At 41.1% G+C, this 14,526-nt stretch carries 14 protein-coding genes; 9 read left to right on the top strand and 5 right to left on the bottom strand.

Annotated elements, in window-relative coordinates; all coding sequences use genetic code 11:
* Nucleotides 1-67 precede the first annotated feature (67 nt).
* From HGJ91_RS10145 to HGJ91_RS10130, 4 genes are read left to right on the top strand one after another with little or no spacing between them, the layout of a single operon-like run.
* Nucleotides 68-1,018, top strand: coding sequence for a PhoH family protein (locus HGJ91_RS10145; RefSeq protein ID WP_291347629.1), 951 nt, complete (start codon nt 68-70; stop codon nt 1,016-1,018).
* The gene (locus HGJ91_RS10140; RefSeq protein ID WP_291347628.1) at nt 993-3,377 is read left to right on the top strand and encodes an HDIG domain-containing metalloprotein; all 2,385 of its coding nucleotides are present in this window, start codon (nt 993-995) and stop codon (nt 3,375-3,377) included. The genes HGJ91_RS10145 and HGJ91_RS10140 overlap by 26 nt, the downstream gene beginning before the upstream one ends.
* A complete protein-coding gene (gene ybeY / locus HGJ91_RS10135) occupies nt 3,319-3,738 on the top strand; it encodes an rRNA maturation RNase YbeY (protein WP_291347627.1) in 420 nt (139 codons plus the stop codon). The genes HGJ91_RS10140 and ybeY overlap by 59 nt, the downstream gene beginning before the upstream one ends.
* Before the next feature lie 20 nt (nt 3,739-3,758).
* Nucleotides 3,759-4,478, top strand: a complete 720-nt coding sequence (locus tag HGJ91_RS10130) for a pyridoxine 5'-phosphate synthase (protein ID WP_291347626.1) — start codon at nt 3,759-3,761, stop codon at nt 4,476-4,478.
* Here HGJ91_RS10130 and HGJ91_RS10125 read toward each other — a convergent pair.
* Nucleotides 4,467-5,327 (bottom strand): HAD family hydrolase, encoded by an 861-nt coding sequence (locus tag HGJ91_RS10125; RefSeq protein ID WP_291347625.1) that lies wholly within the window; start codon nt 5,325-5,327, stop codon nt 4,467-4,469. The two genes, HGJ91_RS10130 and HGJ91_RS10125, sit on opposite strands and share 12 nt — an antisense overlap.
* Nucleotides 5,328-5,413: 86 nt before the next feature.
* On the opposite strand from HGJ91_RS10125, the gene HGJ91_RS10120 reads away from it, so the two are divergent.
* From HGJ91_RS10120 to HGJ91_RS10105, 4 genes are all read left to right on the top strand, one after another.
* A complete protein-coding gene (locus tag HGJ91_RS10120; protein WP_291347624.1) occupies nt 5,414-6,307 on the top strand; it encodes an alpha/beta hydrolase in 894 nt (297 codons plus the stop codon).
* Between the two features lie 586 nt (nt 6,308-6,893).
* Complete coding sequence (locus HGJ91_RS10115; RefSeq protein ID WP_291347623.1) at nt 6,894-8,081, top strand: hypothetical protein; 1,188 nt, start codon at nt 6,894-6,896, stop codon at nt 8,079-8,081.
* A gap of 280 nt (nt 8,082-8,361) precedes the next feature.
* Complete coding sequence (locus HGJ91_RS10110; protein ID WP_291347622.1) at nt 8,362-8,643, top strand: type II toxin-antitoxin system Phd/YefM family antitoxin; 282 nt, start codon at nt 8,362-8,364, stop codon at nt 8,641-8,643.
* Nucleotides 8,644-8,976, top strand: a complete 333-nt coding sequence (locus tag HGJ91_RS10105; RefSeq protein ID WP_291347621.1) for a type II toxin-antitoxin system RelE/ParE family toxin — start codon at nt 8,644-8,646, stop codon at nt 8,974-8,976.
* A gap of 35 nt (nt 8,977-9,011) precedes the next feature.
* Here HGJ91_RS10105 and HGJ91_RS10100 read toward each other — a convergent pair whose 3' ends face one another.
* Complete coding sequence (locus tag HGJ91_RS10100) at nt 9,012-10,169, bottom strand: Fic family protein (RefSeq protein ID WP_291347620.1); 1,158 nt, start codon at nt 10,167-10,169, stop codon at nt 9,012-9,014.
* A gap of 287 nt (nt 10,170-10,456) precedes the next feature.
* On the opposite strand from HGJ91_RS10100, the gene murI reads away from it, so the two are divergent.
* Nucleotides 10,457-11,245 carry a glutamate racemase gene (gene murI / locus HGJ91_RS10095; protein ID WP_291347619.1) on the top strand — a complete coding sequence of 263 codons (789 nt, stop codon included), beginning with the start codon at nt 10,457-10,459 and terminating at the stop codon, nt 11,243-11,245.
* A gap of 7 nt (nt 11,246-11,252) precedes the next feature.
* Here the strand turns inward: murI and HGJ91_RS10090 are convergent, their stop codons facing one another.
* Genes HGJ91_RS10090 through HGJ91_RS10080 form a run of 3 tightly spaced genes read right to left on the bottom strand, consistent with a single transcriptional unit; the run spans nt 11,253 to nt 14,455 of the window.
* Nucleotides 11,253-11,963 (bottom strand): amino acid racemase, encoded by a 711-nt coding sequence (locus tag HGJ91_RS10090; RefSeq protein ID WP_291347618.1) that lies wholly within the window; start codon nt 11,961-11,963, stop codon nt 11,253-11,255.
* Nucleotides 11,964-12,968 (bottom strand): D-cysteine desulfhydrase, encoded by a 1,005-nt coding sequence (locus tag HGJ91_RS10085; RefSeq protein ID WP_291347617.1) that lies wholly within the window; start codon nt 12,966-12,968, stop codon nt 11,964-11,966.
* Nucleotides 12,965-14,455, bottom strand: coding sequence for a 30S ribosomal protein S1 (locus HGJ91_RS10080; RefSeq protein WP_291347616.1), 1,491 nt, complete (start codon nt 14,453-14,455; stop codon nt 12,965-12,967). The genes HGJ91_RS10085 and HGJ91_RS10080 overlap by 4 nt, the downstream gene beginning before the upstream one ends.
* Nucleotides 14,456-14,526 lie beyond the last annotated feature (71 nt).

Here is a 14,526-nt window from a genome sequence, read left to right as displayed (position 1 = left end):
CAGTTAACCCCTTTTTTAGTCAAGATTTTTATTGACCTTTAAGCAAATAAAATGCACCCTATACACCATGAAAAACATTACGTTTGAAAACTTGGTGCTTACCAGGGAACTTTTTGGACATCATAACAACAATCTGGACAAAATCTGTGAGGCATTTAAAGTTACAATCAACACCCGGGGCAACACGTTACTGGTTAGTGGCAAGCCCCATGATGTAAATCTTGCTGAAAAACTGATCCACCAGCTTTATCATCTTTTAGAAGACAACTTCTCCTTTGGGGAAGCAGATATTGATGCAGCAATCAATACCATAAAAAACAATAATAATTCTCATTTAAAAGATATCTTTTCGACCACGGTATTTAAAACGATTAGAAACAAAGCCATCACCCCCAGGAATCCTGCCCAGCAAAAATATGTCGAAGTAATCCATAAAAATGATATTCTTATTTCCATCGGCCCTGCCGGGACAGGGAAAACCTATCTTGCCATGGCCATGGCAATGGCCGCATTCTCAAAAGGGGAAGTTAAAAGAATTGTATTGACAAGGCCTGCTGTTGAAGCAGGAGAAACCCTGGGATTTTTACCCGGAGATCTGGCCCAGAAGATCAACCCATACCTGCGCCCTTTATATGATGCTCTTTATGACATGATGGACTTTGAAAAAGCAAAAACACTCATTGAACAGAATACCATTGAAATTGCCCCTCTTGCCTTTATGCGGGGCAGAACATTAAACAATGCTTTTATTATCCTGGATGAAGCACAGAATACAACATCAGAACAGATGAAAATGTTTTTAACCCGTATCGGGTATGGATCAAAAGTCATTGTCACAGGGGACATCACGCAAGTAGACCTGCCGTCCGGGAAAAAATCCGGTCTGATTGAAGCCAAAAAAATCTTAACCCATATAAAAGGGCTTGAATTTATTTATTTTTCAAAGGATGATGTTGTCCGGCACAAACTTGTATCAAGCATTATAGACGCCTATGAAAAAAAACAAAAACGGAAATAATCTCAACCAGATAAAAGAATTTCTTTCGACATCACCTTATGTGTTGTGGATGTTACTGAGCATTATCACGGTACTCTTTACCGTTGCGCATTACCCTAAACAGAGTAAAACATCCTATTCTTATCGTATCGGGGATGTGGCAAAAAGGGATATCAAAGCGCCCAAAAATTTCTTTGTTGAAGATAAAGAAGCCACAAATATTAAAAAAAATGAAGTAAAAGAATCAGTTAAAATTATATACGATTTTGATGCCGACCTGCTTAAAAAGATCTCTTCCAACATTGATGCTGCAATGAAAATTCCCCGGGAACTGTTCAAGAAAGCAGACGAGCAGACCATAGAACCGGATCCGACATTTGCTATTGTATTGGCTGCCAAACCCGAATTTGAAGAAAAACTGGGAATTGAAATCAGCAAGGGCGCTTATTCTATTTTTTACAAATATCAATTTTCTTCTGACATTACGCTGAAGATTAAAACCATTATTGGCAAAGTTCTTATAAACGGAATTGTAGCAAATAAAGAAATTTTACTAAAGGAAGCGCACAAGGGAATTATTCTTCGAACCATAGGCTCCAGAGAAGAGAGGACTGTCAATAATTTGAAAGTCTTTTATGGTCCGGATCAGGCAAAAGCCATGGTTCGAATCGAAGGTCAACCCCTATTAAAAGATATCAACTACACTCTTTCCAACCTGATCGTTGACTTGTGCCAAAAATTACTGCAGCCCAATATTACCTTAAATAAAAATGAAACGGAAAAAAGGATCCGGGAAGCTGAAGCCCAAATCAAACCGATTCTGTATAAAATCAAAGCCGGTGAAATGATTTTAAGGGAAGGCGAACGGGTAGACAAGGTACAGCAGGTAAAGCTTGTTGCCCTTCAGGACCAGGCAGAAGAAAAGGATATTTTCATTTCCAGCACAGGGATTTCCTTAATCACTTTTTTATCCATCCTGGTGGTTTATCTCCTCTTCTTAAAAGACCACAAAAAATTACAACCGTCTCATAATAAGCATATCCTCTTTCTATCCTTAGGGCTTATCCTGTATCTCACCTTTGCCAAGTTTTCAACCTATATTGCCCAGTCGGCAAATCCTGAAGTTATGTGGGATTTCGCCTCTCTATCATTTTTCATGATTATCCCCATCCCGGCAGCGGCCATGCTGACCTGTCTGTTCCTGGGGTTTGATATTGCCGTTTTCTTCACCGTTATCCTCTCTCTGCTGACAAGCCTTGCATTTTCAGGCAGTTTTGAGGTCTTTATCTTCTTCTTTTTATCAAGTATTACAGCTGCCTATTGGGTCAAAGAGCGGCAAGAGAGGAAAAACTTTATCATCGCCGGTTTCAAGCTTGCGGCATTCAATGCGGTTCTGGCACTTTCCCTTGGATTCTATTCCCTTTCCCAGCCCGATGTTACCATTCTTGCAAAAGAAATGGCCCTTGCTTTTTGCGGCGGTCTTTTTGCAGCCACCTTTACCATCGGATTCACACCACTAATTGAGTTTATTTTTAATTATACAACAGACTCAACGCTTCTGGAATTTTCAAACCTTGATCAGCCCCTGATTAAAAAACTGATGATTGAAGCCCCGGGGACGTATAATCACAGCATTATTGTTGCCACCCTGGCGGAAGCTGCTGCATCAGCCATAGGTGCCAGCACCCTTAAGGCAAAAGTAATGGGATATTACCATGATATCGGAAAGCTGGGTAAAACATTATACTTTATCGAGAATCAGGCAGACGGTAAAAACAGGCATGACAAGCTCTCCCCTTCCATGTCAGCCCTTGTTTTAATCGGACATGTGAAAAAGGGTGTTGAACTGGCTAAAAAACACAAGCTTGGGAAGGAAATTATTGAAGGAATCATTCAACATCATGGCACCTCCCTGATCAAATATTTTTATCAAAAAAGCTTAAAAAGCGGAAATGACACGGTAAAAGAAGAGAATTTCAGATATCCGGGGCCTAAACCTCAGACAAGAGAAGCCGGTATTGTCATGCTGGCGGATGTTGTTGAAGCGGCTATCAGAGCATTAGACCGGCCGACAGCTGCGAGAATCCAGGGGCGGGTTAAAGAACTGGTTAACGACATTTTTGCCGACGGACAACTGGAAGAATGCGAAATGACACTAAAAGATCTTCACCAGATTGCGAAAAGCTTTAATAATATTTTAACCAGCATTTACCACAGCCGGATAGAATACCCGGATAAATCCCCGGGGAAAAATCAGGAAAAGAAAAAAGAAAAAAATGGAATATCTAAAAATACTGATCGACAATCAGCAAAAAAAGAAAATGCCAACGGAAACCATCCGTCAAAAGACAAAACAGATCTTAAACGCCTTGGGTTGTGATGCCCATGAAATATCCATTGTGATGACGAATAATGATCAGGTTCAACAGCTCAACAAGACATACCGAGGGATAGACAAACCGACAAATGTTCTGGCATTTCCCATGCAGGAAGGCCAATTTGCGGATATAACACCAGGCCTTTTAGGGGATGTTGTCATCTCCTGTGAAACCGCTCAACAAGAGGCGGATAAGGCAAACATCAGCCTGGATGAAAGGATGTCCCAGCTTCTGATCCACGGCATTCTGCATTTAATGGGATTTGATCATGAAGCAAGTCCGTCAGATGCGCGGAAGATGGAAGACAAAAGCCTTGAGCTGTTAAGAAAAATTGAAACCAATAAAGAGTTGAATATATTTTAAATAACGAAGGAGTAAAACAAATGGCCAAACTTGCTGTAAATGTAGATCATGTGGCGACGTTAAGGGAAGCCCGGGGAATCAACTATCCGGAACCGGTTGCGGCGGCTGTTGCTGCCGAGACAGCAGGGGCTGACGGAATTGTTGTTCATTTAAGAGAAGACCGCCGCCATATAAATGAGAGGGATGTCAGGCTGTTAAAAAAAATCGTACAATCAAAACTCATACTGGAAATGGCCGCTACCAGTGAAATGTTAGGGATTGCACTGGATATCAAACCGGAGTGCGTCACCCTTGTTCCCGAGACAAAAAAAGAATTGACCACAGAGGGAGGACTGGATCTGATCACCCATGAAAACCATATCAGGGAAGCCGTCACAACTTTAAAAAATGGCGGAATTGCTGTCTGCATTTTTATTGATCCGGATCTTGATCAGATTAAAGTTGCCCATAAAATTGATGCCGACATGATCGAAATTCATACGGGTGCTTTTTGCGATGCACCCACAGCCGCCCAGAAACAGAGAGAATTTTTTAGAATCGTTGACGCAGCAAAAATCGGAACCAAGCTGAAACTTGAGGTAAACGCCGGCCACGGTATCTGTTATAATACGATTAAAGCCTTTAAGGGGCTTGCCGAAATCAGCGAATTCAGCATCGGACACAGTATTGTTGCAAGAGCCATATTAACGGGCATGGAACAGGCTGTCAGAGATATGAAACAACTAATTTCAGGACTTTGATATCCATCCTGATTCTTTTGCAGCGCCTGACACACCGCACCGATTGTTGGAAGACACAGTCTTAAAGACTTGCCTTAATAACGCCGGCGCATTTCCCACGACAAATCCTTTTCCTGACCAGGATAAAAGGTCCTGGTCATTATAATCATTTCCCACTGAAATAACATTTTTCCGGTTTACACCAAGCCTTTTAACAAGCCAGGAGGCTGCCCTGGCTTTAGATACATCTTTATCAAAGACCTCTATCCATGATGATAGATGATCAAGCGGGGAGGTCGCATGGATCACACTGAAACCGGATAAATCCTTTTTTATTGTTTCTATGGCATCCATATCCGCCCCACCCGGTATAATGGCCAATACTTCAGTGGCTGAGTCGTAATGGGGATGCCCGTCCTTCAGGGGCACTGCATACTCTTTGTAGAGCGCCAGCCGGGCCTGGAAATCAGGATTATGATTTCCATGGGATTTATATAAAAAATGTCTTGTATCAGGTATGGACTTATGCACCATATAGTCAACCTTTCGAAGGTCCAGATAGTTTGTTATCTTTCCAATATCCGAGGACGGCACGGCTTTTTGAAATATCACCCTGCCGCCTGGGAATTCCATGATACCGGCACCAGTCGAGAATATGACATAATCTACCGGTAAAAAATTATCCCCGTCAGCCATGCCAATATCCTTCAACGCTTTCTCAAATGAATATGCGGACCGTCCGGTTGCAATAGCCGTCACTATTTTTCTTAGTCTTAACATCTCAAGGGTTTTGATGTCTTCATGGGAGATGGTTTTGTCATCTGTTAATAATGTTCTGTCAAAATCAGTGATAAAAAGTTTTTTTTCCATTCCCCTGTATTCCCCATAAAAAATATTTGGTTTCGCGCCAAACTGTGATACCTTTTTTTAAATGAATAAACAATATGGTTTTTTTTATGAGTAAAATGACATCGCATATATTATCAGCTATTTTCAGACATCTAAAATCACGGCCTACCTTTGAATCAGTCGGTATTGAGTCCTACAGAAAACTTCTTGAAAAAAGCGCTATTGCCTTTAAACCGAATAAATCCATCAAAGCTGAGCCGTTTCGAATCAAAGCCATTGAAGCTCAATGGCTGTTGCCTTTACATCATAATAAAAAACGAATCATCATATATATCCATGGGGGAGGATATATTGCCGGCTCAATAAATTCCCACAGGGATCTTGCATCACGAATAGCGATTGCTTCTGATGCAAAAGTTTTGATTTTCAACTACAGGCTGGCCCCTGAACATCCTTTTCCAGATGGGTTGACGGATGTAAGGGAGGTATATCAATGGGTGACGGATAATTTTCAGGATTCGCACAAAATAAACCTTGTCGCAGATTCCGCAGGAGCCGGCCTTGCCCTTGCCCTTTTATCCGGGCTCCTGACGGACGGAGGCCCTTTGCCGGTATGCTCTGTATTGATCTCACCCTGGATTGACCTTGAATGCAAAAACAACTCCCATGTTGAAAACCGGGAAAAAGACCCCATGCTCAGTCAACACATCTTAAAAAAAACCGCCCGTCTTTATACGGATAAAGACTTGTCTGATCCCCTGATATCCCCGGTCAACAATAATTTTACAGGGATCTCTCCCGTCCTGATCCAAGCGGGTGAAAATGAAGTCCTGGTTGACGATTCAAAAATCCTGTCAAAAAAGCTGATAGATGCGGGCGCAACAGTCCAACTGGAAATCTGGAAAGGAATGTTTCATGTATGGCATTATTTTGCCAGATATCTTTCAGAGGGAAGACAGGCTATTGAACAGATTGGTAATTTTATTAAAAAATATTCCTGAAATTATAAACTATAGCCAAAGATATTTGAAAGTTTAAAAAAGCACTTCATCCATACCCGTTCCGGCCTGTTCACCTTACACTCGCTAGTGCCTGAACGATTTTTTAAAGTTCTAACCTGAAGGTCACACGTAAAAGGCCTTCCATTTAACGGCGGAAACTGCGGGCAGGTATGTCCTCAAACAATCCGCCGTTTCAACATTCCAGGCCTTTTGAGCTTTTATAACCTGCAGGTCATGAGCAAAAATCGCAGACAATCCGCTCGTTGCAAGCTGAGCAGGCCTCCACTGGAAACATAAGGTTTTTCAGATGAATTCTCAGGAAAATTGTGAAAGCAGCTAAAGGAAAATGTAATAGGAGAACTCATCCGAAACCGACGATTAAGACCGGACAGGATTTGTCTTGACATCGGGGGTCACTATAGCTAACTATAGCTTTACATATATATGTCGGAATATATTCATTTTTAAAAGTTGGCCCAAAAACTGTATTAAATGCTTTAATATCATAATATAAAGAAAATATATAAGGTTAATACGCAGATTTTTTTCTGCTTAATACAATAGTTAGGCAACCAAAGAAAATATTATGTCAGCAGAATGGACTGATGAGAAAAGAAAGGAAATGTTGGCCTCATTTTTTAAAACGGCCAAGAGTGAGTTCAATCGGTGCCTTGAATTCTCGATGACCTGTGAAAACAAAACTATTCGTGCACACTCAATCCAAAACTCCAGAATTCTAGATAATCTAGTTGTAGATGGCCATGTAACAATGTTCAATCTGCGAATTGACAAAGAAAAAGGGGCTCAGGTTGACTATGCTCTCGTAGGGAGGAACAATGCCACTACATTTTCTGGTCTTTGCAGTGACCATGACAACACTATTTTCAAGCCAATAGACGACGAAGCTATTGATTTAAAAAATAAACAACACCTTTTTCTCCTAGCCTACAGAGCAGTTCATCGTGAATTGCACGCAACAATGGATGCAGCTGTTAAAATTCAATCGTCATACATTAAAAAGACAGAGCTTGGTTTAGATCCAAAAGATGTGCCAAGTGAAGCAGGCATGATCGCTGTTCAAAAAATGATGATTTCGTGGGAAACCTATAGATATAAAACTGACTTTGACATGGCATATATAAAGAAAGATTTTGACAAAATTTGCCACAACACATTTGTTTTTGAATTGGAGAACCCAACCATTGCAGTTTGTGCGTTATTTTCTGTCGACAATCATGTTGCGAACGATGATGCACTAAGGATTGCTTTAAATATATTGCCAATATCCCAGACCCAAACATTTGTTGTTATCTCTTACAGGGATGTTGACTCTCTCCATGCACGGGCAGCTTTGGATAGAGTTCTTACCTCAAACGGGTTTCATCAACGTTATGAACTATCACGGTTCATACTAAACAATTGTGAAAATTTTGTAATGTCTCCAACATATGTGGACTCATGGACTGATGAAAAGAAAAAAGAAGAAAGAAAAATAGAAAGAATTAAAATTATTCGAATTGATGATGAAGGAAGGTTGCATCTTCATCCGGAAGAAATGGAATTCAATCATATCTATAGATCAGCTGCAGAGGTCCATTGGAATGAAGAAACGAAATCACTTTATTCTCCAAAGCCATGTGAATGGACCTATATAGATTGGATTAGACAAATACTAGGCGCAGTTAGAGCTGAATATGGAATCGAATTGGTGATAGATGAAAACACAAGCTGGGAAAATATTAGACTAATATCAAATTCGATGAAAGAAAATTAAAGTCAATGGAAGTTACGGATAATTACGGCGACGAGACCCTTTATGAGCTTCAAGGTTTTTGGGAAATTTCATCAGACTCCGTTAATAAATTAGTTGAGGCCTATAACCGGTTAACAATTAGAATTTACAACCGAAAAATGACCCCCTTTTACAACCCAATAAGATATAAACTTTGAAAGCTCATTTATAATTCATTTCAAACGTTCGCAACTGGTTGAAATGAAATAATTTTTGACATTCGGTCTATATATGGTATTATATTCAGACTGGAGGTGAGGTTATGAATATTACAAGTGATATAAAACCAATTACATATTTAAAATCAAGAGCAGCAGATTTGTTAAGTCAAATAAATGATACCCGTCGCCCTGTTATAATTACCCAAAATGGTAAACCGCGTGCTGTTCTTCAAGATCCTGAAAGTTATGAGAACATGCGTAACACAATAGGAATATTAAAGGCTCTTTCTCAGGGGGAATCAGATCTTAAAAATGGAAAAATTAAATCTCAAGAGGAAATGTTCACTGCAATCGAAAACTCGCTAAAAGATAAGCTTAAATAAATGACACCAATTTATGAAATTGTATGGGCTCGTGTTGCAGAAAAAGATTTAATGGATATAATTGACCATATCGCAACTGATAGCCCTGCAAATGCGTTGCAAGTTTTCCAAAAGATTAAAAAAAAAGCATCAAGTCTTTACACTATGCCTGAAAGATGCCGTATTGTCCCAGAGCTCAGAGACCAGGGTATCATGCAGTATCGAGAATTAATTGTGTCACCTTGGAGAATTATGTTTAAAATAACAGATATGAAAGTTTATGTATTATCAGTTATTGATTCAAGACGTAACATAGAAGACACTTTATTTAAAAGACTCACTTACATGGGATAAAGTGTTTGCGAATCATGTAGCCGAAATACTTAAAATCATGAAACCTTTGGGGGAAGGAAGGCATGCATTAATCCTTTGTTGGCAACGATACCTTGGGGTGTCTTAATTACAACACCAAGTTTTATTAATGCATTGATGTCTCTTGTTACCGTTTTTTCAGTCAATGAGGCATATGCTTCAGCAATCCGAGGTGAGATATGTCTGGCTTTGGCTACAGGCACAGGGTCAACCAGATTTGAAAGATCCACAGCAAACCTTCTTCGCCTTACTTCGGGAGCAGAGTCTTTGTCGCTGAAAACATCATGGATATAATCCAGCCAATGAACATGGAGCTGCTGCTCCTGTATGAGGTCTAATTGTTCAAAAAGACCATCAATAAATCCCTGGAGGGCATACATAATAAACTTGAAAATATCACCGCCGGATTTGTGAGTCGCATCCAGCTGTCTATAATATTCCGTTCTAGTCTGGTTGTAATGGTTGCTTAATAGTTGGGCTGAAGGGGCCGGCACACCGGAAGAAAGCAGCATTTCAAACTCAAGCAATCTTGCTGTTCGTCCATTTCCGTCTCCAAATGGATGTATCCACGCAATATATATATGGCAGATGATAGCTTTCAAAATTCCATATATAATTACCTCGTCCCCGGATGGATTGAAGTCCTTGTTTATCCATTCGCACAATCTTTTAAGCAAATATTCGCAATCTTCTGCAGGTGCTCCTATATATGTTCCAACCCCGACACTATGTTTTCTTATTATTCCGGGTTCAACATCTTCATCCAGTGGCAAATCGTTTAATACCCAGGCATTATATTGTTTTATTTTATCTAGTGTCAGCTTGGTGTTTCCGGTGCTAATGATAGTTTTACCAATAGTATTACATGCCTCAATGATATTGTTTACCTCATTTTTCAAATACTCTTTTGAGGGGGGAAGTTTTAATTCTCCATCCAGATGTTTTTTTACCTCTTCCTCTGTCAACGTATTTCCTTCAATTGCTGTGGTTGCCAAAGCGCCCTTGGCTAAAAAAACTTTATATAGTTCTCCGGCAACACTTGGCATTAGAGGTACTCCGGAAATATGCCGGCACTTTGATTGCGCTTCGCCAAGCTGCACCCATAATTTATATGAAGCCTTTCGGAGGTCAAGCCTGAAGTTTATCCAATTGTGTGTCTTTTCAAATGTCTTCATAAATGTCCACCTTAAAATATGTGCAACTATTTAGATTTTATATAAAATATAAAATAAGTCCAACAAAATATCTTAATTAATGTCCATTGTCTTATATAACTACATTTGCCAAATGTAAAGAAAAAACAACACAGCAATTGCAGTAAGATTGATCGGGAAAATTCAGTACCTTTTAGGACAAAGCACCGTGTGCAATCCTAGTTGACTTATGTGCCTGATTATGTTTCACTTTTCCCGACAGCTTATGCTATCCGGTTAACATAAAAAGGTACTAAGAAAATTTTGAAATGAATAACAATCCTATAGGAATATTTGACTCAGGTGTCGGCGGGCTATCGGTTGCGCGAAGCATAAGGGAAGAACTGCCGAATGAAGATATCGTTTATATGGCGGACTCATTAAATGCGCCTTATGGAGATAAATCTGACAAGTTTATTTCCATGCGATCCTCTTATATTATTGATCACTTAATCGGCATGAAAGCCAAAGCAGTCGTTGTCGCATGTAATACCGCTACAGTCAGTGCCATTGCTATGCTGCGCAACACTTACTCACTCCCGATTATAGGGGTTGAGCCGGGAATCAAACCCGCCGTGGCTGCAAGTAAGAGCGGTACTATTGGCGTACTGGCTACAGAACAAACAGTAAACAGCGTATCATTTAGAAATTTAGTCAACCGATTTTCCGATGAAGCTCACATTGAAACACAATCATGCCCAGGGCTGGTGGAACTAATGGAAACTCATAAATTTGAGGGGTACGAAATTAGATGCATGCTAGAGAGATATGTGATGCCGTTGGTAGAAAAAGGAGCGGATACTATTGTTATGGGCTGTACACATTTTGCGTTTCTGACAAAAATATTAAGAGAAATAATGGGGAATGAGTTAAAGATAATAAATACGTATCAAGCCGTTGCAACAGAGGCGTCAAGGCAACTCAATATAAATAATTTATTGACATCGAACACTAAAGATGGAGATACAAAATTTTTAAGCAGCAATATTCATGAAAAAACAGCGCTGTTGTTTGAAAAACTATGGGGAGAACCTGTCATCGTCAGTGATTTTGCCTGATCGGCTTTTACTGTTTTATCCCTTTGGCAAGATCAACTATTTCCCGGGCCAGAATTTCAGTGGAATCTATACTTTCAAAGGGAAGATCACAAGTGATGACGCTAAGTTCTGTGCAGGCGATGATGGCAGACTCCACACCGGATGAATTAAGATTTTCACAAATGCCTTTATACGTTTGGACGACTTCCACAGATGTGTCCCCTGTTTTAATCGCCTTAATGACGTTAAAAAGCCTTTCCTGAAAAACAGGGCCTGGATAGACAACCTCTATTCCAGCCGAATGAAATCGGTTGTCATACAACCCTGTCATGCGCACCGCCGGGGAGGCAAGTATGCCTATTTTACTGCACTCCGGCCTGGTTTGTTTTACGTGGAAAACAACAAGATCTATGAGGTTAATCACCGGTATTTTAACGGCTTTGGAAACCGCATCATAATAATTGTGAGCGGTATTACATGCAATCGCCAGGAAGTCTGCCCCCCATGATTCAAGCCGACGGGCCATATCCACCATACACGGGCCCGGGTCTTCTCCTTCTCCTTCAATAATGGCTTTTATTCTGGAAGGAACCTTGGGATTGTTATCCACAAGACACCGGATATGATCAATATCATCCAACGCCGGCGTCAGTCGTATAATACGCTGCATAAGATCCACAGTGGCTTCCGGGCCCATACCCCCTAAAATCCCAACTGTTTTTTCTTTTTCCACTGTCATCTATTTCTGTCTGAAGGTATCCATATATGCGTACAATGCAGGAGATCCGCCGGTGTGAAGGAACAGAACATTTGACCCTTTTGAAAAATGGCCGTTGCGAACAAAATCAATAAGTCCTGCAGCAGCTTTACCGGAATACACAGGGTCAAGGAGAATCGCTTCAGTTCTGGCAAACAGTTTTACGGCTTCGACCATGGCATCTGTTGGAAGGGAATAACCGGGCCCGACATACTGATCAAAGCAGACAATATCGTCACGCTCAATCCCTGTTTTTACGTCAAGTCTTTCGGCGGTATCTACAGCCAGCTTGTAAACAATTTCTTCCTGAACATCTTTAGTTCTGGATACGTTTACGCCGTTGATGGGGATGTTACCGTTCACACCGGTCATACCCACCACCATTCCTGCATGGGTTCCGGCAGAACCGGAAGGCACAACAATATGATCAATTTTTAACCGCATCTCATTTAACTGGGTCATGGTTTCTTCGGCACAGACCGCATATCCTGTGGCGCCGATTGTATTGGAGGCACCCCCTGGAATGATATAGGGTTTTTTACCGGCTGCCGCAAGTTCACCGGCCTTTTTGTTCATCTCAGCCATCATATCGGAACCGCCTTCGACAACGCCAATACTTTTGACGTCCAGCAGTTCAAATAGAAAATTATTGCCGCTGGCCTCTTCCTTGTATGATCCTTTGACCCGCTCTTCAAGGATAAGATGGCAGTCTAATCCTTCTTTGGCAGACCATGCAGCAGTAAGGCGGGCATGATTTGACTGAACCGCCCCGCAGGTAATGATGGTGTCCGCACCTTGTTCCATGGCATCGGCAATGCAGAACTCAAGTTTTCTTGTTTTATTACCGCCCCCAGCACCGGGAAGCAGGTCGTCCCGTTTAACATAGAGGTTTGTCTCATTACCAAGAACCTTGCTCAATGCAGGCAAAAATTCAATGGGGGTTGGGCCCTGAAGGTATTTTCGTCTGGGGAATCCGGTAAAATTCATTTTGTGTCCTTTTTCTTTTTCATGGCCTCCAGAAACAGGCTTTCCATGGTTCCGGATGTCTTTGTTTTTGCATTGCCTGCAAATTGTTTCCAGTTGTCTCCCTCTTTTTGATCTGGCGATGTCAGCGTGAGTCTTCTTTTATCCTCGTCAACCTCCTGGATCATCACCTGAACCGAACTTCCCGGTTTTAATTTTTCAAAATCCGAAGGGTTTGCCGCATTGCTGATATTGGATGCCGGCATCAACCCTGTCACACCCGGCTCAAGAATTATAAAAAGACCGAATTTTTCTCTTTTTTTCAAACGCCCTTCTACAACTGAATTGACTTCATATCTGACCGACGCACCGGTCCAGGGGTCCCCCAAAGCATCCTTGATACTCAACGAGATCCTTTTGCTGTCCATATCAATCGACTTGATCACCACCTGGACACTGTCACCCGCCTGAACCACATCCTCGGGCCTGAGGACTCTTCTGGTATGACTCATTTCACTGATATGAACCAGGCCGTCCACACCCGGTGCGATTTCCACAAATGCCCCGAAAGACGTCAGTCTGACCACTTTTCCGGATACTTGATCACCGGTATTAAAAGCGCTTCCCATGCTGTCCCATGGATTGGATGATGTCTGTTTCATTGACAGGGAAATTTTAAAGGTGTCTGATTCCTTTGAGGGTTCTATCTTCAGCACTTTCACATTTATCACATCACCCGGTTGAATAACCTCTTGTGCCTTTTCGATACGGGACCAGGACAGTTCTGAAATATGTGCCATCCCCTCAACACCCGGAATCAGTTCAATAAAGGCACCATAAGGCATCAACTTGGTGACGGTGCCCTGAACCGTATCTCCTTCTTTTACTTTTTCAAAAAAAACTTTTTGTTTTTCTTTTATCTCTTCATTCAGCAAATCTCGCCTTGATACAACAATATTTCTTCCGCTTTCTTCAAATCGAGTAATTAAAAAATGATGGGTCTGCCCGATATAGTCTTCCTGGTTTTCCACATATTTAACATCTATCTGGCTTACAGGACAAAACGCTCTTTTCCCCATAATGTCCACGGAGAAGCCCCCTTTAATCACACCGGTGACTTTGCCTTCAACAGGTGTTCTGGTTTGGGATGCCTCTTTGAGCATGGTTGCTTTTCCCGCACCGGACAGTGCTTTAGACAATATAATTTCACTCTCACTTAATGAGACCACATAAAGTGTGACTTTGTCGCCGGCCTTATACAGAAATTCACCGTTTTCATCCAAAAGCTCAGCTTTTCCCACAACACCATCACTTTTGGTTCCCGTATCAATATATACGCTTTTATCACCAATGGAGATAATCACACCCTCGACTTTATCCCCCTGGTTCAGTTCATGACTTATTTTTGTATCATATGATTCAAAAAGCTCGGCAAAGCTCAATTCTTCCGCATTATCGCCTTTATTATCACTGGCAGTATCATCAGCCTTATCATCAATTGGGTCTGTCATTTTTATTCTCCTGAATACTTGTTTTTCTTTTGCATCCTGTACTACCCTTTACCGCTCAAAGTGTAAAGTCA

Source organism: Desulfobacula sp. (genome assembly GCF_014237455.1).
Taxonomy (GTDB): Bacteria; Desulfobacterota; Desulfobacteria; order Desulfobacterales; family Desulfobacteraceae; genus Desulfobacula.
This window is presented reverse-complemented; position numbering and strand designations above follow the sequence as displayed.